We start from the raw sequence: 21,492 nt of genomic DNA, 5'->3' as shown, positions 1-21,492 counted from the left end.
AGGGGCATGGATCACGCGAAACTCGCCGCATTGCAGGGCCCCGACAGCATTTTTTCCGGTCTGAGCCTTCAGGATTGGGCCGACCTTGCGGGTCGCGCGGTCCAGGTCAATTTCATCAAGGGCAAGGAATTGCTCAGCCAGGGTGAGGCGGGCGACAGCATGCTCATCCTGACCGAGGGCAGCGCGCGCGTGTCGATGTTGAGCCCGCATGGGCGCGAGATTGTGCTGGCCTATGCCGAACCCGGCGCGGTGCTGGGCGAGATTGCGCTGCTCGACGGCGGCGAGCGTACCGCATCGGTCGTGGCGACCAGCGCGGGCGTTGCGCTCCAGCTCGGCCGCAATGCGCTGCGCGATTTCGCCGCGAGCCATCCCGATTTCGCCTGGTCGCTGATGCAGCAGCTCGCGCGGCGGCTGCGCACCGCCGACCAGACGATCGAAAGCGACCGCGCCTATGCGTCGGGTCCGCGGCTTGCCCGCTATCTTAAGCGGCTGATCCGGCAGGACGTCGAGGCGACGCACCGTGTCGAGCTGAGCCAGACCGAGCTTGGAAATTTCGCGGGGATGAGCCGCGAGCATATCAACCGCCAGCTGAGGAGCTGGGAGGAATCGGGGGTCATCTCGCTCGAACAGGGGCGGGTGCGCGTGCTTGATACCGATATGCTTGAGGATATCAGCGAATCCGAGGGGTAATTACTTCCACACCACCGATCGTGTGTATGTTGACGCAATTGGATTGCCGCCGCAGTCCATTGCCGGGAGGAAATCCGCTTGCTGTGTCATCTGCCTACAGGCTGCTTCATCGAGGATGGGGTGGCCGCTGGATGTGATGACAAGGCAAGTCTCGGGCTTGCCTTCAGATGAAATGTGTAACTTCAGCACCGTTGTGCCATTTGCTTGGGAAGATATCGAGCCGGGACGCTGCATTCGCCACGCCTGGGGATTGATTGGCGTCACGGATTTGGTTTGGCCGATCAGCATCAGAAAGTTTGTACAGCTTTTTTCGAAAGCCGTTGATCGTTTCTTGCCTGATGGCGGTAAACAAGAAGTGAAATGACCTTGGCTATTCGCGCGGAACGTCGTGCCTAGGGGTAAACCCGAAACGAGCATCGCGTCTGGCATTGAACAGGATGGAGATTGAGCGCCCACTCCTACGGTGCAGAATAAAGCGATCAACAATGTGGCAACCTTCATGGTGCATGAGCTATCTGTCGACATTGATGTGGTCAACCTGACATGTACGGAAGGCATCATCGGCAGTTATATATTGTTGTGTAATCTAGGGGCTTTGAGCGAATGGCTGCTTTGCGCGCGATGGCGCGAACGGAGTTACGGATTGCGCGCACCCTGAATCACAACGCCCGGGCCTCTTGCGAGACCCGGGCGCCTGTGACGAACTTCGCCATCCCCCTTTTGTGCAGGTCAGGCGAATGACCATGCACTCCCTGAAACCGGGCCTTTCGCCGCGTGATCCAGAAGCGAAGGGGCTAGGACGCCGGTGGGGGTTTGTCACCCTTCCGCAAGCGTCGGCTTGTCCTTTTGCGGAGGGCTGTGGCCATTGGGCAACAGGTTTTGCGAGCTGTTCGCAATAAAGTCCGGTAGGGCGGCCCCATTGCCAGCACTGCCCTGGCTCCCTAAAGCAGCGACATGACCGCAATGCGCATCGCGCCCCAAAGGCCGCCCGCTCCATGATCCTGCGTCCCTATGAGCGCACCATCTTCAAACGCTATATGCTTCCGCAGCGCGGCGAAGGGTTCATCTTCGTCGCCGCGGCGTTCAGCTTTATCGCGGTGACGCTGGGCGTTGCGGCGCTGGTGATCGTGATGAGCGTGATGAACGGGGTGCGCGCCGACCTGTTCGACAAGATCGTCGGGTTGAACGGCCATGCGGTGGTGCAGGGTTTCGGCGGCAGGCTCGACGACTGGCAAGGCGTGCTGAAGCAGGCGAAGGCGACCCCGGATGTGGTGTCGGCGACGCCGTTGATCGAACAGCCATTGCTCACGACATTCAATGGCCGCGTCGAAGGGATTTTGGTGCGCGGAATGACCGTGGCCGACATTCGCAAGAATGAAACGCTTGGCGGCAAGGTGTTGCAGGGCAGCCTCGACACGCTGACCTCCCTTTCGGGCAATGTCGCGATCGGCAGCGAACTGGCGCGCAATATTGGTGCGAGCGTCGGGTCGAACATTACGATCATCAATCCGGCGGGGCGGTCGACCCCGTTCGGCACGGTGCCGCGCGAGATTAGTTACCGCGTATCGGCGGTTTTCGAGATTGGCGTCTATGATTTCGACAAGGCCTATGTCGTCATGCCGATGGAGGATGCGCAGTTGCTGTTGCTCACCGGCGACCAGATCGGGATGATCGAGGTCAAGGTCACTGATCCTGACAAGGTGGGCGAGATATTGAAACCGCTGGCCGAAAAAGTGGCGGCGCAGGCGGTGATTTCAGACTGGAGATCGATGAACGCCAGTCTGTTCGAGGCGCTGTCGATCGAGCGCGTCGCGATGTTCGTCATATTGTCGCTGATCGTCCTCGTCGCGGCGTTCAACATCGTGTCGTCGCTGATCATGCTGGTGCGCGCCAAGACGCGCGACATGGCAATCCTGCGCACGATGGGCGCGCCGCGCGATTCGGTTATGCGCATCTTCATGGCGATTGGGTTGTCGATCGGCGTCGCGGGCACAATGATGGGCATGGTTTTCGGTTTTGGCTTGCTCTACTTCCGGCAAGGCGTGTTGCGCGGGGTCGAATTTTTGACCGGTCAGCCCTTATGGGACCCGTCGATCCGTTTCCTCACTGAACTGCCGTCGAAGCCCGATCCTTTCGAAATCACCGGGATCGCGGTGATGGCAGTCGTCTTCAGTTTCCTCGCGACGCTTTATCCCGCGCTGAAAGCGGCGAATACCGATCCGGTGCAGGTGCTGCGTTATGAGTGACCAGATTCTCGAACTTCGCGCGCTGAAGCGCAGCTTCACGCAGGCCGATGTGACGATCGAGGTGCTGCGCGGGGTCGATGCGCATCTGAAGCGCGGCGAGATTGTCGCGCTGCTCGGACCGTCTGGGTCGGGCAAGTCGACGATGTTGCAGGCCGTGGGGCTGCTTGAGGGCGGGTTTCAGGGCCAAATCCTGATCGACGGCCATGACGTCACCCAATATGATCAGGGCGAGCGGACCAAGACACGGCGCGAGAAGATCGGCTTCGTCTATCAGTTCCATCACCTGCTCCCCGATTTCAACGCGATCGAGAATGTCGTGCTGCCGCAGTTGATCCGCGGCGCGGGGCAGGCCGAGGCCGAAGAGCGCGCTGCCGATTTGCTCGGGCGGCTGGGGCTGGCCGAGCGATTGCATCACAAGCCGAGCAAGCTGTCGGGCGGCGAGCAACAGCGCGTCGCGGTGGCGCGCGCGCTGGCGAACCGGCCGATGCTGGTGCTCGCCGACGAGCCGACGGGCAATCTCGACGAGGCGACCGCCGATCGCGTATTCGACCAGTTCGTCAGCCTCGTGCGCGATCATGGTTCGGCGGCGCTGGTCGCGACGCATAATGAACGGCTTGCGGCGCGAATGGACCGCGTGCTGCGCTTGCACGACGGGCGTATCGAGGCGTAGGCTGCGCCCAACAGTGGAGGGGACATTTTATGGCACTTTACGATCTTTCGGCACCGCTACCCGGCGGCGGGCAGCAATCGATGGCGGATTATCGCGGCAAGGTGCTGCTGATCGTCAACACCGCGTCGAAATGCGGCTTCACCCCGCAATATGAGGGGCTGGAGGAATTGTACCGCGATTATAAGGATCGCGGGCTCGAGATATTGGCCTTTCCGTGCAACCAGTTTGGCGCGCAGGAGCCGGGTAATGCCGCCGAAATCGCGAACTTCTGTTCGCTGACCTATGACGTCAGCTTTCCGGTGATGGCGAAGATTGACGTCAACGGCAGCGATGCCGATCCGATCTTCAAGCACCTGAAGGGCGAGAAGACCGGGCTGCTCGGCAGCGGGATCAAGTGGAATTTTACCAAGTTTCTGGTCGATCGCGACGGCAAGGTCGTGTCGCGGCATGCGCCGACGACCAAGCCCGAGCAATTGCGCAAAGAGATTGAGGAATTGTTGGGGTAAGCTGTCGTCATTGCGAGGAGCGCAGCGACGAAGCAATCTCCAGCCGTCTGCGCAGCGTGAGGGTGATAGCTGGAGATTGCTTCGCTTCGCTCGCAATGACGATTCTGTGAATTACGGCCATGGTCGAATCGCAATGGTGGCGCTAGCGTCATCCGATGGCCTACAGCCCCTTTGTCCCCCTTCGCGTCTTTTCCAGTTTCACCATGCTGGAGGGGGCGATCGAACCGAAAGCGGTTGCGAAAGCGGCGCGCGATAGGGGGTTTCCGGCGATCGCGGTCTGCGACCGCAACGGGCTTTACGGCGCGATGGCCTTTGGCGACGCATGCAAGGCGGCGGGCATCCAGCCGATCGTCGGCACATTGCTCAGCGTCGCGCGGCCCGGACAGCGGCTGGCGAACGGCGCGCCGCTGATCGACTGGCTGGCGCTCTATGCGCAGGACGAGGACGGTTATAATAATCTATGCGCGCTGGTGTCCGCGGCGCATCTGGATCGGCCGATCGAGCAGGATCCGCATGTCACCCTGTCGCATATGGCGGGGAAGACCGATGGGCTGATCTGTCTGACCGGCGGCGGCGAGGGCGCGCTGGCGCGGTTGCTCGCTGGCGAACAGGCGACCGCGGCGAATGATTATGTCGAGCAGTTGGAGGCTTTGTTCGCCGACCGGCTCTATATCGAATTATCGCGGCGCGGTGACGCGGCCGAGATTGCGGCCGAAAAGGCGCTGATCGACCTCGCCTATGCGCGCGCGCTACCGATCGTCGCGACCAATCCCGCAAGCTTCGTCGAACCGCAATTCCACGCGGCGCACGACGCGATGCTGTGCATCGCGCAATCGGCCTATGTCGAAAGCGTCGATCGCCGCGTCAGCAGCCCCGAAGCCTGGCTGAAGCCGGCCGAGGCGATGGAGGATGCGTTTTCGGACCTGCCCGAGGCGATGCGCAACACGCTGGTCGTCGCGCAGCGCTGCGCCTTCATGGCGCCGAAGCGCGCTCCGATTTTGCCAAGCCTTGCCGGTGACCGCGAGGGCGAGGCGATGCAGTTGGCGCAGGATGCGCGCGCGGGGCTGGACGCGCGGCTTGCGCATGTTGAGGATCTGAGCGACGAACAGCGGCAGGCCTATGACGAACGGCTCGATTTCGAGGTCGGCGTGATCGTCCAGATGGGCTTTCCGGGCTACTTCCTGATCGTTGCCGACTTCATAAAATGGGCGAAGAATCACGATATTCCGGTGGGTCCGGGGCGTGGTTCGGGCGCGGGCAGCGTCGTCGCCTGGGCGCTGACGATCACCGACCTCGATCCGCTCAAGCTCGGCCTGCTGTTCGAACGCTTCCTCAACCCCGAACGCGTGTCGATGCCCGACTTCGACATCGATTTCTGCGAAACGCGGCGCGGCGAAGTGATCCGCTATGTGCAGGAAAAATATGGCCGCGATACCGTCGCGCAGATCATCACCTTCGGAAAGCTGAAGGCGCGCGCGGTATTGAAGGACACCGGGCGCGTGCTTCAGATGAGCTATGGTCAAGTCGACCGGCTCGCGAAGCTGGTGCCAAACCATCCGACCGACCCGTGGACACTGGATCGCGCGCTCAACGGCGTTGCCGAGCTGATGGCCGAATATAAGCAGGATGACGGGGTGCGCCGCCTGTTCGATATGGCGAAGCAGCTCGAAGGCTTGCCGCGTCACAGTTCGACCCACGCGGCGGGCGTGGTGATCGGCGATCGCCCGCTCGACCAGCTTGTCCCGCTGTATCGCGATCCGCGTTCGGACATGCCGGTGACGCAGTTCGACATGAAATATGTCGAGAGCGCGGGGCTGGTGAAATTCGACTTTCTGGGGCTCAAGACGCTGTCGGTGCTCCGCGAAACGCGCCGCTTGCTCGCACTGCGCGGGATCGACGTGGACCTAGATACGCTCGCGTGGGACGATGTGGGGGTTTACGAACTGCTCCAGCGCGGCGAGACCGTCGGGGTGTTCCAGCTGGAATCTGAAGGGATGCGGCGGACGCTGTCGGCGGTGAAGCCGACCAATTTCGGCGATATCATCGCGCTCGTCGCGCTCTATCGCCCGGGGCCTATGGACAATATTCCGCTCTTCGGCGCGCGCAAGAACGGCCGCGAGCCAATCGCCTATCCGCACCCGCTGCTCGAGGGCATCCTCGCCGAAACCTATGGCATTTTCGTTTATCAGGAACAGGTGATGCAGGCGGCGCAGATCCTCGCCGGCTACAGCCTTGGCGGCGCAGATTTGCTACGCCGCGCGATGGGCAAGAAGGTCCAGGCCGAGATGGACGCGCAGCGCGAGACCTTTGTGAAGGGCTGCGGCGAGCATAATCAGATCAGCCCCAAGGCCGCGAACGAACTGTTCGATTTGATCGACAAGTTCGCGGGCTATGGCTTCAACAAAAGCCACGCGGCCGCCTATGCCTTGCTGTCGTACCAGACCGCGTGGCTGAAGGCGCATTATCCGCACGAATTTTTCGCGGCGTCGATGTCGTTCGACAGCCATCAGACCGACAAGCTCTCAATCTTCATCGACGATATGCGCCGTCTGGGGATTGCGGTCGCGCCGCCGTCGATCAACGAGAGCGAGGCTGATTTTTCGGTTGGCCAGGCCGGCGAGGACCTTGTGGTGCGTTTCGCGCTCGGCGCGCTCAAGGGCGTTGGCGAGAAAGCAATGGAAGCGCTGGTCGCCGAACGCAATGCCAAGGGCGATTTCAAAAGCCTCGACGATTTTGCCAATCGCATCGATCCCAGGCAGCTTAATCGGCGGCAGATCGAGGCGTTGGCGGGCGCAGGCGCTTTCGACGGGATCGAACCCGACCGCCCGCGCGCCTTTTCGGGGGCTGAAAGCCTGCTTGCCTGCGCCAACTCCTCGGCACGCGAACGCTCGACGGGGCAGGGCGGGCTGTTCGGCGGCGATGTCGATGTTGCGCCGGTGCTGCAATTGCCCGCCGCCGAGCCATGGACGCTCGCCGAACGGATGACGCGCGAGAAGGACGCGTTCGGCTTTTACTTTTCGTCGCATCCGGTCGAGCAATATGAGGCGATCGTCGCGGCGCGCGGCGCGCGCAGCTATGGCGAGATTTGTACCAGCGTCGAAATGACGCCGGGAACGCGCATCCCGATGACGATGGCGGCGATGGTTGAAAGCGCGCGCCCGCGCGTGTCGCAGCGCGGCAATCGCTTCCTCAACCTGACTCTGTCGGATCGCAGCGGGCAGTTTCAGTCGAGCTGTTTCGACGAGACGGCGGGCAAGACGCTCGAAATGCTGGCGGTCGATGGCGGCTGCGCGATCCTCGCGGTCGAACTCGATTTGCTGGAGGGCGAGGAAACCCCGCGCGTCACCGTCCGCGGGGCGCAGCCGTTGGCTGAAATTGCCGCGACGGCATTGCTGGAACTTCGCTGCCGCGTCGAACTGCCGGGTGCGATTGACGATATGGTACGCCTGCTCGAACGGCGCGATGATGCGCGCGGGCGGGTGTTCATCATCACCGGCGATCCGGTCACCGAAGAGGATATCGTTCTGGACCTTGGGCGCGGCTTTGCGCTTGGTCCTGATGCAGTCTCGCGGCTCGAAATGGTTGCGGGCATCACCGAAGTCGGCCTGTCGCTGTCGACGCCGCGCGAATTCCGGGTCCGCTGATCCGGTTGACGCTTGCGTTAAGTGCAATCCTCGCCTTATTCCTCGGTGCTTGGGACGATAAAGAGGAAAGCGATAATGTCGGGAATGCAAGGCCAGCCGCTGCTCGTGACGAGCCTGATCGATCATGCGGCGCGCGAGCATAAGGACCGCGAGATTGTGTCGCGCTGGGCCGATGGCAGCCAGACGCGCACGACGTGGAGCGAGATCGGGCATGACGCCCGCCGTTTTGCCGCCGCGCTGACCCGGCTGGGGATGGTGAAAGGCGACCGCATCGCGACGCTGGCGATGAATCATGCCCATCATCTGGTCAGCTGGTACGGCAGCGCTGGAATGGGCGGAATCCTCCACACGGTGAACCCGCGCCTGTTCGACGAGCAGCTTGTCTATATCGTCAACCATGCCGAAGATCGCGTGCTGTTCCTTGACGCCGCTTTCCTGCCGATTATCGAGCGGCTGCGCGATCAACTGCCGACGGTCGAGCATTTCGTTCTGTTCGACGCCCCGGCGCGTGAGGGCTATTTGTCGTACCGCGACCTGATGGATGCTGAGGATGGCAGCTTTGAATGGGTGGAGCTCGACGAACGCGATCCGGTGGGGCTTTGCTATACGAGCGGGACGACGGGCAATCCCAAGGGCGTGCTGTACGAGCATCGCTCGAACGTCATCCATGCGATCACCGAAATCCAGCCCGACGTGTTCGGCATGTCGAACCGCAGTGTTATCCTGCCGATCGTTCCGATGTTCCACGCCAACAGCTGGGGCGTGCCCTTCGCCGCCGCGACGGTTGGCGCCAAGCTGGTCTTTTCGGCGACCAACGAAGCGCAGGTGCTGTGTGATCTGATGCAGCAGGAAGATGTCACCCACAGCGCCGGTGTCCCCACCGTCTGGATCGCGATGTTCGCGCATATGGACGCGACGGGTATCGACTATGGTAAGCTGGAACGCGTCATCATTGGCGGATCGGCGGCGCCGCGCGCGATGATCGAGCGCTTCATGAAGGCTGGGATCGCCGTCGGCCACGCATGGGGGATGACCGAAACCAGCCCGATCGGCACGATGGGCAAGCGGCCGTGGAATTGGGATGCCCTGAGTTTCGACGAGCAGGTCGATATCGTCAGCCGTCAAGGCTGCCCGCCCTATGGCGTCGAGCTGCGCATCGTCGATGATGAAGATAATGTCCTGCCTCGCGATGGCGTGACGAGCGGGCAGTTGCAGTGCCGCGGGCCGTGGATCATCCAGCGCTATTTCCGGGCCGACGCCGATGCGACCGACGCCGACAATTGGTTCGATACCGGCGACGTCGCGGTGCTGCATCCCGACGGAGTCATGCAGATCACCGACCGTGCCAAGGATGTGATCAAATCGGGCGGCGAATGGATCAGCTCGATCGAGCTGGAAAATGCTGCGGTTGGCGCGCCGGGGGTGCAGGAAGCCGCAGCGGTTGGCGTCTATCACCCCAAATGGGACGAACGGCCGGTGCTGCTGATCGTCCGCAAGCCGGGCATCGATGTCAGCGAGATGGCGATCATCGACTACCTGAAGGACAAGGTCGCGAAATGGTGGCTGCCCGACGAGGTCATATTCGTCGACGAACTGCCGCACACCGCGACCGGCAAGCTTTTGAAGCGTCAGTTGCGCGACGAATATAAGGATTATCAGCTGAAGTCTTTGACGGAGGCGTAGCAAGCCATTCCATATGCGGTTCGCCCTGAGCTTGTCGAAGGGCTGTTCTTTTCTTGCGGCGTCAAAGAGAAGGGCGGTGCTTCGACAGGCTCAGCACGAACGGACTGAGTGTTGCGTCAGAACAGCTCCATCTGGCCGTCGCGTTCGGGCGGTCGGAACAGGTCGCTGCGGATCGGCGGGAAGCTGCGATCCATACCATGCTCGCGCGCCGCGCGTTTGACGCGGGTGCGGATCAGTTGCGGCCACACGCCGTGGCCTTTCATCCGCGAGAAGAAATTCGGGTCATTGTCACGGCCGCCCCTTATGTCCTGGACCATGTGCATCACCTTGTCGGCGCGGTCGGGGCAGTGGGCGGCGAGCCAGGCGCGGAAGAGCGGAGCGACCTCGTGCGGCAGGCGCATCAAGATATAGGAGGCACGGATCGCGCCGGCTTCTGCGGCGGCGGTCATGATCGCCTCAATCTCATGATCGGTGATCGCCGGGATGATCGGTGAGATATTGACCTGTGTCGGCACCCCGGCGTCGATTAGCGCGCGGATCGCGGCGAGGCGGCGGCGCGGGTGCGGGGCGCGGGGTTCGAGCGTGCGCGCCACGGCGGGATCGAGGGTGGTGATCGAGATAGCGACGCCGACCAGATTATCGCGCGCCATATCGGCGAGCAGGTCGATATCGTGCAAAATCCGGTCGGATTTTGTGGTGATGATCAGCGGATGGCGCGTCTCGGCGAGTACCTCGATTACCGACCGGGTTATACCCCACTCGCGTTCGATCGGCTGATATCCGTCGGTATTGGTGCCGATCGCGAGCGGGGCAGCGGTATAGCCGCGTTTGGCGAGTTCGGTGCGCAGCAGCTTGGCGGCATCGGGCTTGGCGAATAATTTGCTCTCAAAATCGAGCCCCGGCGACAGGTCATGGAAGGCGTGGGTCGGTCGCGCGAAGCAATAGATGCAGCCATGCTCGCAACCGCGATACGGATTAATCGAGCGGTCGAAGCCGATGTCGGGGGATTGGTTGCGCGAGATGATCGTTTTGGGGCGTTCGATCGTGACCGTGGTGCGCAGCGGGGTTGCAGCGCCGTCGATTTCCTCGGCTGCGTCGATCCAGTCGCCGTCGAGGACGCGCTCGGCCGATCCGGTGCGGGTAGGGCGCAGGTTCGTCGGTGCGCCGCGGCCGGTAATTGGGGGCAGGGGCTTGGTTGGTTCCACCGGCGAATGATATCGCGCCAAAGAGAACAAATAAAGAACATAATCGTCGCCCCGCGAAGGTGAGGGTCGCTGGAGAAGTAGTACAAGGCCGATGGCGGCCCCCCGCCTTTGCGGGGGCGGCCGTCAGGACTCCATCAACCGCGGCATCAGCTCGACGAAATTGCAGGGCCGGTGTCGGCTGTCGAGCTGGGTTGCCAAAATGCCATTCCATGCGTCCTTGACCGCGCCGGTCGAGCCGGGGAGCGCGAAGACATAGGTGCCGCGCGCGACGACGGCGCAGGCGCGCGACTGGATCGTCGAGGTGCCGATCGTCTGATAGCTGAGCCAGCGGAACAATTCGCCGAACCCCGGAATATCCTTGCCGTCGAGGCGGTGCAGCGCCTCGGGAGTCACGTCGCGGCCGGTGAGGCCGGTGCCGCCAGTGGTGATGACGACATCGACTTGCGGGTCATCGACCCAGTTGTGAAGGCGCGAGACGATCAGGTCGGCCTCATCGCGGATGATCGCGCGCGCGGCGAGAATATGGCCGGCATCGGTCAGCAAGGCCTCGAGCGTGTCGCCCGACTTGTCCTCGGCGGCGCTGCGACTGTCCGAAATCGTCAATATGGCGATGCGGACGGGCTTGAACGCACGACTCTCGTCAATCGGCATTCGAGAGACCGCCGGCGTAAGACAGGCGCGTCCGGTCCTTGCCGTCGGGGAAGCGCGGCCATTTGCCCTGCGCGAGCGCGGCGCGGCTGACCGAGGGTTTGCCTTGCTGCGCTTCGTACATCCAGTAGTTGCGCAGCACGATGCCGACATAGCCGCGCGTTTCCCAATAGGGGATTGATTCCATATAGAGCAGCGGGTCGCCGCCGTCGCGGATCTCGGTCTGCCAGCGCGCGACCGGGGCGGGGCCGGCGTTATAGGCGGCGATCACCTTGGGCAGCAGGCCGCCGGTCGCGGATTCGCGGCTGAGATATTGCAGATAGCTTTGGCCGAAATCCATATTGACCGCGGGAATGCGCAGATCGCCGGTGCCGCTCTCGCCGCGCCAGCGCGCGACGTCGCGCGCGGTGCCGGGGCGGACCTGCATCAGGCCGAAAGCGCCGGCGGGGCTGACCACCGTGCGCTGGAAGCGCGATTCCTGAAGCGTGTGGGCAAAGACCAGCGCCGGATCGACTTTCCACCCGCCATTGGGTTCCCATTTGGGCTGCGGATAACGGGTCTGTGCGCCGAGCTTGCGGCCCTGCGGGGTGTTGTGCGCGAGATAAAGCTGGGTTTCGGGCAGGCTGAGCGCGCCTGCCATCGCGATCAGTTGCGCATGCTGGTCGCCCCTGCCGATCCGTGCCTGATGGCGCAGCAAGGCGTCGGCATATTTATCCTCGCCGATTTCGGCGAAGGCCATCGCGGCGCGAACGTTGGGCAGATCTTCGAGCGCGCGCCAGGCGCGGCGGTCGGCGCGGACATTCTCTCGCTGGCTGACAGCTTCCTGCCCGAGCGTTTCGGCGGCGAGCAGGCCATAGAAGGTTTCCTCATTGGCCGCGGCGGCGCGCAGGCGCGGCTGGACCGATGCGGGCTGTCCGGCGGCGGTCGCGGCGCGTGCGGCCCAATAATAGGCGGCGGCGCGCATTTCGCTGTCGCCGGCCTCCTTGGCGACGCGGTCAAAGGCGACGAGCGCGGTGCGATAATCATGCAGCCGCCACGATGCGAGGCCCTGCACCCATGCGCCCTGCGTTGCCCAGGCGCTGCGCCCCTCGGTGCAGGCGAGCGCGAGGCGCAGCGCATTATTGTCGTCATTCTCGATATAATAGGACCATGCAATCTTTTGCCGCCATTCGTCGCGCGAATCGGGGGTCAAGCGATCGATGACGTTGTTGAGCAGCGCTTCGGCGCCCGCCGGGTCGTCATTCTTGATGCGATCGGGAATCGAACTTGCGAGGCTCGCTGCGAAGGGGTCGCCGCTGACCGAGTCCGCACCTATCCGTCGCGGCGCGCTTCCCGCCCAGTCCAGCCGCATCTGCGTGGGAAAGCTCGGCAGGTCGGTTGCGCCGCGCTTGGCAGCGAGGCGTCCGAGCTGTTCGGCCTGCGGCAATTGCGGCGAGCGCGAGAGGATCGGCATGATGTCGGCGACTTCGGCGCGCGGGCTGTTCGCTGCGGTCAGCAGTTCGGCGCGCAGGAAGTCGCTCAACGGTCCGTTATCGGCGCCGTCAAGCAAGGCTTTGGCGTCGGCCCAGCGCTGGCCGCGGATTGCCGTGACGACCTGCGTATAAAGCTGTTTCTGCTTTGACGAGAGAATGTCGGGCACCGTCTGCGGTGCCGCCGAAAGGTCGCGATCGCCTGCATCGTTTGCCATCGCGGGAACCGCAGCGATCGCCGCGGCGGCGATGGCGCAGGAAAAAAGGGTGCTTGTCGTTTTCATCATCTGTCAACGTCCCTGGTTGAGCAGTTTAAGGCTATCCCAGGCGGCGGCTTTCTGGGCCGGCCGGGCCAGCAGCATCGCGGGGTGCGCGACTGCCACCGCCTCCATCTTGCCGCCATCTTGGTTAATATTGAGTAACCTTCCGCGCGCATCGGCGAGCGGCAGCGCCGCCGCCATGCGGACGATATCGCTGCCGATCAGCAGCAGGCGGCCGGGCCGCGCGAGGCGCAGATGGTGCCAGAGCAGCCGGTCGAGTTCGGCCATATCTTCTTCGGCGCAGCGCCCACCGGGAGGGCGCGTGACCGCGAGGCTGGCGACGTAGCAATCGGCGCGGATCGTACCGATTGCGCGGAGCATCGCGTCGAGCAAGGCGCCGGTCGCCCCGCTGAACAGCGTTGCTTCGCGCTGGTCGTCAATTTCGGGCCAGGCGGTGAGCAACATCAGCTGGGCTTCGGGCTGGCCCACGGGAAGGACGCGACGCGCGTCCCACTGGCTGCCCGGCACATCGGGATGTTCGGCGAGCCAGCGCTGAAAATCATCCCATTCGGCCGGAATCTCGATCGGTCCCTTTGCAACGGGGGCTTCGACAATTTCCTGGCGTTGCAGCGCGGCGGGAAGCGGCGGGGGTGGTTCGGCCTCGATCGCGCGTCTTGAGGTTGGTTTCGGCTGCTCGGCCGCGACATCATTTGCTGCGGGCAAGTCCAGCCAGCCCGTCGGCGTCTCGCCAACCAGCATGTCGACGCCCGCCAGCGACCACCAGTCGCAATAGCTTTCCGCCAATAAGGCTGATTTTTGCCCACCCATGATTTTGTTCAAACAGGCTGTTGACGGATACGTCAATTGGCGGGCATCGCAATTCGTGACAGAATGAGCGCCGCTTACGATGAATGTCGGCGCCGGGATGGCAGAAAGGGTGAGTCTGGTGAGCGAACGGGAATCTATGCCTTATGACGTGGTTATCGTCGGGGCAGGTCCGGCGGGGCTTTCGGCGGCAATTCGGCTCAAGCAATTGGCGAATGAAGCGGGTAGTGAATTGTCGGTTTGTGTCCTTGAAAAAGGATCCGAAGTCGGCGCGCATATCCTTTCGGGCGCGGTCATCGACCCCAAGTCGCTCGACGAACTGATCCCCGAGTGGCGGGGCCAGGGCTGTCCGCTCGCCGAAGTGCCAGTGAACGACAACCAGCATTGGGTGCTGACCAAGACCAAAAAATTCGGTCTTCCCGAATTTATCTCGCCGGGCTTCATGCACAATAAGGGCACCTATACGGGCAGCCTTGGCAATTTGTGCCGCTGGCTCGCCGAGCAGGCCGAAGGACTGGGCGTCGAAATCTTTCCCGGCTTCGCTGCCGCCGAAATCCTCTACAATGAGGATGGCTCGGTCAAGGGCGTCGCGACGGGCGACATGGGCATCGCGCGCGACGGCAGCCACAAGGGCGATTATGCGCCCGGCCTCGAACTCCACGCGAAATATACCTTCTTCGGCGAAGGCGTGCGCGGGCATCTGACCAAGATGATCAAGCCGCAATTTGGCCTCGACGCCGATTGCGAACCACAGGTTTACGGCCTTGGCATCAAGGAATTGTGGGATATCAAGCCCGAAAATCACGCCGAGGGCCGCGTGATCCACACGCAGGGCTGGCCGCTCGATGGCAATTCGAATGGCGGCGGTTTCCTTTATCACCAGGCGAACGGGCAGGTCGCGCTCGGTTTCGTGACCTGGCTCAACTATCGCAACCCGCACACCTCGCCTTTTCAGGAAATGCAGAAGTGGAAGACGCACCCTGAGATCGCGAAGATCCTCAAGGGCGGCAAGCGCGTTTCCTATGGCGCGCGCGCGATCAGTGACGGTGGCTATCAGTCGGTGCCGAAGCTGGCCTTCCCGGGCGGCGCGCTGATTGGTGACAGCGCCGGTTTCCTGAACGTGCCGCGCATCAAGGGCACCCACACCGCGATGAAGACGGGCATGATGGCGGCCGAAGCCGCCTTTGCCGCCGTCGCCGCCGGACGGGGCAGCGACACGCTGGGCGCCTATCAGGACGCCTATGACGACAGCTGGGTGAAGAAGGAACTGAGCGTCGTCCGCAACGTCCTGCCCCTGGTCGAGAAATATGGTGATCTGGCGGGGACGCTCCTGTCGGGAATCACCATGTGGCTTGAAACGCTGAAGATCAAAGTCCCCTTCACGATGAAGCATCATCCTGACAATACGACGCTGTACCGCGCCGATATGATGCCCAAGCCGGACTATCCGAAGCCCGATGGCGTGCTGACTTTTGACCGTCTGTCGTCGGTGTTCCTGTCGAACACCAACCATGAGGAGGATCAGCCGGTCCATCTTCAGCTCAAAGACCCGACGATCCCGGTCGAATATAATCTGCCGCTCTATGACGAGCCCGCGCAGCGTTATTGCCCGGCCGGCGTCTATGAGATCGTTGGTGAGGCCGAGGGCGATCCGAAGTTTGTGATCAACGCGCAGAATTGCGTGCATTGCAAGACGTGCGACATCAAGGACCCGACCCAGAATATCAACTGGGTCACTCCCGAAGGCGGCGGAGGCCCAAATTACCCCAATATGTAAGTCCGCATCCGTGCTGCTGCTGGCAGGAAGCGTCCTCGCGCTTTCGTCGCCGGCGCAGGCCGCCGACCAAAGCGGAGCGGCGTTGCATGCGCTGGTCAAGGCGCGCCTTGCCGAGGAGGCGGGGCAGCCTGTGGCGGCGTTGTCCGCGCTGACGGCCCTCGCCAGTGCGGCGCCCAGGCTTCCCGGTGTACGTGGACAGATGCTGGAGCAAGCGATCGCTGCCGGCGATCTGCCGGCCGCGCGCAGCGCAGCGCTGCAATTGTGGCAGGCCGGAGATCGGCGGTTCGATGCGCAACTGGTGCTGCTGGTCGATGCGATGCACCGCTCCGACTGGAAAGCCGCGCGCGAATATATTGGCGGTCGCGCCGACAAGACCGGCGGTGACGTCATGTCGCGATTGATCCAGCCGGCAATCAATGCCTGGATCGACCTTGGATTGCGTGAAAAGGCGCCTGAGCGGTATTTGCTGATCGCGAATGCCCGAGGGCGGCCCGAACCGGCGATGGCGCTTGAAGCGGCGATCGTCCAGCTGGTGACCAAACGCCCGGCTGAAGCGGTTGCGCTGACCGACGACATCATCCTGACCGACCGCACGAGCCAACTCACCGCGCTGCGGCTCGCGGCGACGCTAGACAAGGCGGGCGAAGCGGATGCCGCGAAACGGCTGCGCGGGCGGATCGCCCTGGCGTCGGGAGAGCGCGAAGATCCGTCGCTGTTGCTGCCCGATCAAGCCGTCGTGACGCCGCGTGAGGGCGCCGCGCATTGGCTCGGCATGCTCGCCGACGGCTTTGCCCGGATACCCAATGGTGGCCCCAAGATACCGATGCTGTTCGCGCATGCCGCCTATTGGCTGAACGACCGGGACTGGACGGCGCGCAGTGCGCTGGTTGAAGCGCTGGACCGTGACGGACAGGCTCCCGCTGCGGCCGCTCTGCTTGCAAGCAAAGGCGCGGCCTTGCCGCCGGTGCTTCAGATGCGCCGGGCCGAATTGATGGCCGACGCCGGCGATATGACCGGTGCGGCAAAGCTCGCCGAAGCGGCGGTGGCGGGGGATGCCCCGGCGCGGAGCCTGCTGGTTCGTTTTGCCGATATTGCGCGAAGATCGGACGATAAGGCCGCGGCTGCGCGCGCTTATGCCCAGATCGAGGCGACGCTGGGCGAGGGAGACGGGGAACAGGCGCTGCGCGGCACTCTGCTCATCGCCCGCGCGGAGTTGTTGCTCCAGTCCGGTGATTGGGACGCGGCACAGCCGTTGATCGAAAAAGCCGTAGCCTTGCGACCGAATGATGCGTCGGTGCTCAATTTTGCGGGCTATTCGGCGATTGAGAGACGCAAAGACGTCAAACAATCACTCGCGCGGATCGAGACGGCGTGGAACGCGGAGCCGCAAAGCCCGAGTATCACGGATTCGCTCGGATGGGCCTATTTCCTCACCGGCCGCGCCGACGAGGCAGTGCCTTTGCTCGAAAAGGCGCAGAGCGGCGAGCCCGACAATGCGGTGATCGTCGAGCATCTGGGCGATGCCTATTGGCATGTCGGACGGAAGTTTCAGGCGCGCTATACTTGGCGCGCCGCGACGCTGCTCGCCGAGGAGGATATGGCGGCGCGGCTGGAAGCGAAATTGCGCGACGGGCTGACGCCCGAGACAATGGCGCCGTGAGTCTGGGATGACCGAGGCGATGAACGAAACCGGCTGGGCGAAGATTAACCTCGCGCTCCATGTTCGCGCGCGGCGGCCCGATGGCTATCATGAGATCGAGACGCTGTTCGCCTTCGTCGATGGCGGCGATGAACTGCGCGCCGAGATTGCGGACGCCGACAGCCTGGTGATCGACGGCGAATTTGCGGGTGCATTGAGTGCCGGGGGCGACAATCTGGTGTCGCAAGTGCTGACGTTGCTGCGCGAGCGCTACGGCGCCGATCGGGTGCCGCGATTGGCAGTGTCGCTGACCAAGAAACTGCCCGTCGCGGCGGGGATTGGCGGCGGGTCGGCCGATGCCGCGGCGATGGCGCGGCTGGTGCGGCGGTATTTCCTGCCCGAGATTGGCGATGCGGCGCTCGCGCGGCTCGTCGGCCCGTTGGGCGCGGATATTGCGGCCTGTATTGCCAGCGCGACCTGCCTTGGCGTTGGCGTGGGCGCGGAGTTGAGCCCGGTGCCCGAACTTGCGTTGGCGGGGACGCCGGTGCTGCTCGTCAATCCGCGCGAGGCGGTGGCGACGGGGCCGATCTTCGCAGCTTGGGACGGCGTCGATCGCGGGCCTTTGTTCACTGGCGCTGACCTGCGCGCGCAATTGTTCGCGGCGCGCAATGACTTGCAGCGGCCAGCGATCGCGGGCTGTCCGGCGATCACCGATGTGCTGACTGCGCTGGGCGAGTTGCGGCCATGGCTGGCGCGCATGTCGGGGTCGGGCGCGACCTGCTTTGCGCTGTTCGACGCGGCGGGCGAGTGCGATATGGCAGCGCAGCGACTCGCCGCGAGTCACCCGCAATGGTGGCAGATGACGGGAGTATTGCGATGAGTGAGGCGTGGCGCCAACTGGGCGAAGCGCGCACGGGCGGCATTCTGCTGATCGCCGACCATGCGTCTGCGCATGTTCCCGATGACATTGATCTGGGTATCGACCCTGCGCTGCTCGCCAATCATATTGCGATCGATATCGGTGTTGCCGAGGTGGCGGCCTTGCTGGTCGAAAGCGGGACGGTCGATGCCGCGATTTTGGGTGGCGTGTCGCGGCTCGTCACCGACTGCAACCGCGATGAGGATGCGCCGGGGGTGCTCCCGATCGCCAGCGATGGCCATGCGGTTCCGGGCAACGCACTCGACGATGCGGGGCGTGAAGCAAGGCTCGCGCGCTTTTTCCGGCCCTATCATGCGCATATCGCCGCGACGGTCGCGGCGCATCGCCCGGCGATGATCCTGTCGCTGCACAGTTTCACGCCGGCGCTCGCGGCGCATCCCGATCAGGCGCGGCCGTGGCACGTCGGGGTTCTCTACAATGAGGACGAACGGCTTGCGCCCGCGGCTATCGCGGCGCTGGAGGCCGAAGGACTGACTGTCGGCGATCAGCAGCCCTATTCGGGCAAATTGCTCAACGCGACGATGAACCGCCACGCCGAGGCGAACCATATCCCCTATGTCGGGATCGAGATGCGGCAGGATCTGGTCGGCGATGCTGCGGGCCAGCGGCTGTTCGCTGAGCGCCTTGGCCGCATGTGCAAGAATGTGGCGTTGAACATCGGGCAATAGGCGTGTAGACGCGCCCTCAATCGCAATTTCATGAAATAATATTTCTCGGAGCTTTCCCCATGCCTACTTATCGTTCGCGCACCACCACTCACGGCCGCAATATGGCGGGCGCGCGCGGCCTGTGGCGGGCGACGGGGATGAAGGACAGCGACTTCGGCAAGCCGATCATCGCGGTCGTCAACAGCTTCACGCAATTTGTGCCCGGTCACGTTCATCTAAAGGACCTCGGCCAGATGGTCGCGCGTGAGATTGAGGCGGTGGGCGGGGTTGCCAAGGAATTCAACACGATCGCGGTCGATGACGGGATCGCCATGGGGCATGACGGGATGCTCTATTCGCTGCCGTCGCGCGATCTGATCGCCGATTCGGTCGAATATATGGTCAATGCGCATTGCGCCGACGCGATGGTGTGCATTTCCAACTGCGACAAAATCACCCCGGGCATGCTGATGGCGGCGCTGCGGATCAATATCCCGGTCGTCTTCGTGTCGGGCGGGCCGATGGAGGCGGGCAAAATCATCCTGAAGGGCAAGGAAGTCGCGCTCGATCTGGTCGATGCGATGGTCGCCGCCGCCGACGAGAAATATACCGACGAGGAAGTCGACGAAATCGAACGCGCGGCGTGCCCGACCTGCGGCTCCTGCTCGGGGATGTTCACCGCCAATTCGATGAACTGCCTGACCGAGGCGCTGGGGCTGTCATTGCCGGGCAATGGCTCGACGCTGGCGACGCACGCCGATCGCAAGGAATTGTTCCTGCGCGCAGGCCGCATCGCGGTCGAAATGTGCAAGCGCTATTATGAGCAGGACGATGAAAGCGTCCTGCCGCGCAATATCGCGACCTTCGAGGCGTTCGAGAATGCGATGAGCCTCGACATTGCGATGGGCGGGTCGACCAACACCGTGCTCCACCTGCTTGCCGCGGCGTTCGAGGGCGGGGTCGATTTCACCATGGCCGACATCGACCGGCTGTCGCGCCGCGTGCCGTGCCTGTCGAAGGTTGCCCCGGCGAAGAGCGACGTCCATATGGAGGACGTCCACCGCGCCGGCGGGATCATGGCGATCCTCGGTCAGCTCGAACGTGCAGGCCTGCTCCACGCGCATCTGCCGACGGTGCACAGCGCGACGCTGGGCGATGCGCTCAACAAATGGGATATCTCGCGGACCAACGATCCCGATGTGCAGAAATTCTTTATGGCGGCGCCGGGCGGGGTGCCGACGCAGGTCGCGTTCAGCCAGGATCGGCGCTGGGATGCGCTCGACCTCGATCGCGAGGCGGGTGTGATCCGGTCGGCCGAGCATGCCTTTAGCCAAGACGGCGGGTTGGCGGTGTTGTCGGGCAATATCGCGCTCGACGGCTGCATCGTGAAGACCGCAGGAGTCGACGAGAGCATCCTGAAATTCACGGGCCCTGCCAAGGTCTATGAAAGCCAGGACGCGTCAGTCGCCGCCATCTTGACCGGGCAGGTCGAAGCGGGCGACGTCGTCGTGATCCGCTATGAGGGACCGAAGGGCGGGCCTGGGATGCAGGAAATGCTCTATCCGACGAGCTACCTCAAATCGAAGGGCCTTGGCGCCGCGTGCGCACTGGTCACGGACGGTCGCTTTTCGGGCGGTACGTCGGGGCTGTCGATCGGCCATGCTTCGCCCGAAGCGGCCGAGGGCGGTGCGATCGGGCTGGTCGAGAATGGCGACATGATCGAGATCGATATTCCGAAGCGCACGATCAATTTGCTGGTTGCCGATAGCGTCCTCGCCGAACGCCGCGCTGCTATGGAAGCGAAAGGCGATGCGGCCTGGAAGCCCGAAAAGGCGCGCCCCCGCAAGGTTTCGGTAGCACTTCAGGCCTATGCCGCGATGACGACGAGCGCCGCGCGCGGCGCGGTGCGCGACCTGTCGCAGCTGAAATAGGGGCCGGGCAAGGAATGACGCGATCGGGAAATGCCGGAGTCCGGGGCGCGGTCCTGCTGGCGTTGCTATTGGCCGGGTGCGGCGAAGCGCAAAAGCCCGACACGCCGGTTGCCGCCAATGCGAAGTCCGCGAGCGCGGCAGCCAGCGATGGCCGCATTGCCTGCGCGCTTGAGGGCGCGAAGACCTATGATCGAAGCTGCACAATCGAGGAAATGGCGAGCGCCGACGGAGATGTGCTGGTCGTCGGGCGTGGCGATGTCGGTTTTCGCCGCTTGCTGATTGCCGCCGACGGACGTGGGCTGGTGTCGGCCGACGGCGCCGAACCGGCGAAGGTGACGATCGTCGGCGACGGGTTGATCGAGGTCGCCGTTGCGGGTGATCGCTATCGCCTGCCTGCGAATACTGGCCGCGCGAAGTAGCCACTTTCTGGCGGCGGTGCTGGCGCGTCGCTAAAACACGAAATTTCACGCGAGGTATAAGGAAATCCGTCGCCCCCGCGAAGGCGGGGCCGCTGGCGGTTTACGCCTTCAGCGCAGAATTATGCCGACATCGGCCCCCGCCTTGGCGGGGCGACGATAGAGATTCGCGCAGAGGCGCAGCGCAGAGTAGTTGGTTCATTGCCTCTGCGTTCTCTGCGCCTCTGCGCGAATTTTTCCTTGGGTCGTTCCTCGCAATGGCGATGCTTGTTGGTGACTGTTCAGGCCCGCGTGCT

18 protein-coding genes are annotated in these 21,492 nt (G+C 63.4%); 13 read left to right on the top strand and 5 right to left on the bottom strand.

Annotation, left to right across the window (positions count from 1 at the left end; genetic code table 11):
* The first annotated feature begins 6 nt into the window (after nt 1–6).
* Nucleotides 7–690, top strand: coding sequence for a Crp/Fnr family transcriptional regulator (locus CDQ91_RS03530; protein WP_088471283.1), 684 nt, complete (start codon nt 7–9; stop codon nt 688–690).
* Here CDQ91_RS03530 and CDQ91_RS22005 read toward each other — a convergent pair whose 3' ends face one another.
* A complete protein-coding gene (locus CDQ91_RS22005) occupies nt 691–879 on the bottom strand; it encodes a TonB family protein (protein ID WP_419722539.1) in 189 nt (62 codons plus the stop codon).
* On the opposite strand from CDQ91_RS22005, the gene CDQ91_RS21655 reads away from it, so the two are divergent.
* The 6 genes from CDQ91_RS21655 to CDQ91_RS03500 all read left to right on the top strand — a co-directional run bounded on the left by CDQ91_RS21655 (nt 806) and on the right by CDQ91_RS03500 (nt 9,439).
* Nucleotides 806–1,054 carry a hypothetical protein gene (locus tag CDQ91_RS21655; RefSeq protein WP_237245792.1) on the top strand — a complete coding sequence of 83 codons (249 nt, stop codon included), beginning with the start codon at nt 806–808 and terminating at the stop codon, nt 1,052–1,054. The genes CDQ91_RS22005 and CDQ91_RS21655 overlap by 74 nt on opposite strands.
* A 631-nt stretch (nt 1,055–1,685) precedes the next feature.
* Complete coding sequence (locus CDQ91_RS03520) at nt 1,686–2,936, top strand: lipoprotein-releasing ABC transporter permease subunit (protein ID WP_088471281.1); 1,251 nt, start codon at nt 1,686–1,688, stop codon at nt 2,934–2,936.
* Nucleotides 2,929–3,606: an ABC transporter ATP-binding protein gene (locus CDQ91_RS03515; RefSeq protein WP_088471280.1), complete on the top strand. Its 678-nt coding sequence runs from the start codon at nt 2,929–2,931 to the stop codon at nt 3,604–3,606. Before CDQ91_RS03520 ends, CDQ91_RS03515 begins: the two co-directional genes overlap by 8 nt.
* A 29-nt stretch (nt 3,607–3,635) precedes the next feature.
* Nucleotides 3,636–4,112 carry a glutathione peroxidase gene (locus CDQ91_RS03510; RefSeq protein ID WP_088471279.1) on the top strand — a complete coding sequence of 159 codons (477 nt, stop codon included), beginning with the start codon at nt 3,636–3,638 and terminating at the stop codon, nt 4,110–4,112.
* A 155-nt stretch (nt 4,113–4,267) separates the two neighbouring features.
* A complete protein-coding gene (gene dnaE / locus CDQ91_RS03505) occupies nt 4,268–7,756 on the top strand; it encodes a DNA polymerase III subunit alpha (RefSeq protein ID WP_088471278.1) in 3,489 nt (1,162 codons plus the stop codon).
* A gap of 84 nt (nt 7,757–7,840) precedes the next feature.
* Complete coding sequence (locus CDQ91_RS03500) at nt 7,841–9,439, top strand: long-chain fatty acid--CoA ligase (RefSeq protein WP_088471436.1); 1,599 nt, start codon at nt 7,841–7,843, stop codon at nt 9,437–9,439.
* A 116-nt stretch (nt 9,440–9,555) separates the two neighbouring features.
* On the opposite strand, the gene CDQ91_RS03495 is transcribed toward CDQ91_RS03500, so the two are convergent.
* From CDQ91_RS03495 to CDQ91_RS03480, 4 genes are all read right to left on the bottom strand, one after another.
* A complete protein-coding gene (locus CDQ91_RS03495) occupies nt 9,556–10,644 on the bottom strand; it encodes a PA0069 family radical SAM protein (RefSeq protein WP_174688458.1) in 1,089 nt (362 codons plus the stop codon).
* A gap of 123 nt (nt 10,645–10,767) precedes the next feature.
* Entirely contained in the window at nt 10,768–11,295 is a 528-nt protein-coding gene (gene moaB, locus CDQ91_RS03490; protein WP_088471277.1) for a molybdenum cofactor biosynthesis protein B, read from the bottom strand.
* Nucleotides 11,285–13,048 (bottom strand): lytic transglycosylase domain-containing protein, encoded by a 1,764-nt coding sequence (locus CDQ91_RS03485; RefSeq protein ID WP_088471276.1) that lies wholly within the window; start codon nt 13,046–13,048, stop codon nt 11,285–11,287. Before CDQ91_RS03485 ends, moaB begins: the two co-directional genes overlap by 11 nt.
* 3 nt (nt 13,049–13,051) lie before the next feature.
* Nucleotides 13,052–13,849, bottom strand: a complete 798-nt coding sequence (locus CDQ91_RS03480) for a uracil-DNA glycosylase family protein (protein ID WP_088471275.1) — start codon at nt 13,847–13,849, stop codon at nt 13,052–13,054.
* A gap of 118 nt (nt 13,850–13,967) precedes the next feature.
* On the opposite strand from CDQ91_RS03480, the gene CDQ91_RS03475 reads away from it, so the two are divergent.
* From CDQ91_RS03475 to CDQ91_RS03450, 6 genes are read left to right on the top strand one after another with little or no spacing between them, the layout of a single operon-like run.
* Nucleotides 13,968–15,623 (top strand): electron transfer flavoprotein-ubiquinone oxidoreductase, encoded by a 1,656-nt coding sequence (locus CDQ91_RS03475; protein WP_088471434.1) that lies wholly within the window; start codon nt 13,968–13,970, stop codon nt 15,621–15,623.
* 10 nt (nt 15,624–15,633) lie between these two features.
* Nucleotides 15,634–17,283 carry a tetratricopeptide repeat protein gene (locus tag CDQ91_RS03470; RefSeq protein WP_237245791.1) on the top strand — a complete coding sequence of 550 codons (1,650 nt, stop codon included), beginning with the start codon at nt 15,634–15,636 and terminating at the stop codon, nt 17,281–17,283.
* A 7-nt stretch (nt 17,284–17,290) separates the two neighbouring features.
* On the top strand, nt 17,291–18,142 hold the full coding sequence (locus CDQ91_RS03465) for a 4-(cytidine 5'-diphospho)-2-C-methyl-D-erythritol kinase (RefSeq protein ID WP_088471274.1): 852 nt from the start codon (nt 17,291–17,293) through the stop codon (nt 18,140–18,142).
* Nucleotides 18,139–18,870: an N-formylglutamate amidohydrolase gene (locus tag CDQ91_RS03460; RefSeq protein ID WP_088471273.1), complete on the top strand. Its 732-nt coding sequence runs from the start codon at nt 18,139–18,141 to the stop codon at nt 18,868–18,870. The genes CDQ91_RS03465 and CDQ91_RS03460 overlap by 4 nt, the downstream gene beginning before the upstream one ends.
* 59 nt (nt 18,871–18,929) lie before the next feature.
* Nucleotides 18,930–20,780, top strand: a complete 1,851-nt coding sequence (gene ilvD / locus CDQ91_RS03455) for a dihydroxy-acid dehydratase (protein ID WP_088471272.1) — start codon at nt 18,930–18,932, stop codon at nt 20,778–20,780.
* A gap of 14 nt (nt 20,781–20,794) precedes the next feature.
* On the top strand, nt 20,795–21,199 hold the full coding sequence (locus CDQ91_RS03450; RefSeq protein WP_088471271.1) for a hypothetical protein: 405 nt from the start codon (nt 20,795–20,797) through the stop codon (nt 21,197–21,199).
* Nucleotides 21,200–21,492: the final 293 nt, after the last annotated feature.

Source organism: Sphingopyxis witflariensis (genome assembly GCF_002205635.1).
Classification (GTDB): Bacteria; Pseudomonadota; Alphaproteobacteria; order Sphingomonadales; family Sphingomonadaceae; genus Sphingopyxis; species Sphingopyxis witflariensis.
This window is presented reverse-complemented; position numbering and strand designations above follow the sequence as displayed.

Bases quoted from the DNA above. Each gene is read 5' to 3' on its own strand.
- CDQ91_RS03480 (WP_088471275.1), bottom strand. From the start codon at position 13,849: ATGGGTGGGCAAAAATCAGCCTTATTGGCGGAAAGCTATTGCGACTGG.
- CDQ91_RS03460 (WP_088471273.1), top strand. From the start codon at position 18,139: ATGAGTGAGGCGTGGCGCCAACTGGGCGAAGCGCGCACGGGCGGCATT.
- CDQ91_RS03530 (WP_088471283.1), top strand. From the start codon at position 7: ATGGATCACGCGAAACTCGCCGCATTGCAGGGCCCCGACAGCATTTTT.
- moaB (WP_088471277.1), bottom strand. From the start codon at position 11,295: ATGCCGATTGACGAGAGTCGTGCGTTCAAGCCCGTCCGCATCGCCATA.
- CDQ91_RS03510 (WP_088471279.1), top strand. From the start codon at position 3,636: ATGGCACTTTACGATCTTTCGGCACCGCTACCCGGCGGCGGGCAGCAA.
- ilvD (WP_088471272.1), top strand. From the start codon at position 18,930: ATGCCTACTTATCGTTCGCGCACCACCACTCACGGCCGCAATATGGCG.
- CDQ91_RS03465 (WP_088471274.1), top strand. From the start codon at position 17,291: ATGACCGAGGCGATGAACGAAACCGGCTGGGCGAAGATTAACCTCGCG.
- CDQ91_RS03485 (WP_088471276.1), bottom strand. From the start codon at position 13,048: ATGATGAAAACGACAAGCACCCTTTTTTCCTGCGCCATCGCCGCCGCG.
- CDQ91_RS03520 (WP_088471281.1), top strand. From the start codon at position 1,686: ATGATCCTGCGTCCCTATGAGCGCACCATCTTCAAACGCTATATGCTT.
- CDQ91_RS03450 (WP_088471271.1), top strand. From the start codon at position 20,795: ATGACGCGATCGGGAAATGCCGGAGTCCGGGGCGCGGTCCTGCTGGCG.
- dnaE (WP_088471278.1), top strand. From the start codon at position 4,268: ATGGCCTACAGCCCCTTTGTCCCCCTTCGCGTCTTTTCCAGTTTCACC.
- CDQ91_RS03500 (WP_088471436.1), top strand. From the start codon at position 7,841: ATGCAAGGCCAGCCGCTGCTCGTGACGAGCCTGATCGATCATGCGGCG.
- CDQ91_RS21655 (WP_237245792.1), top strand. From the start codon at position 806: ATGGGGTGGCCGCTGGATGTGATGACAAGGCAAGTCTCGGGCTTGCCT.
- CDQ91_RS03515 (WP_088471280.1), top strand. From the start codon at position 2,929: ATGAGTGACCAGATTCTCGAACTTCGCGCGCTGAAGCGCAGCTTCACG.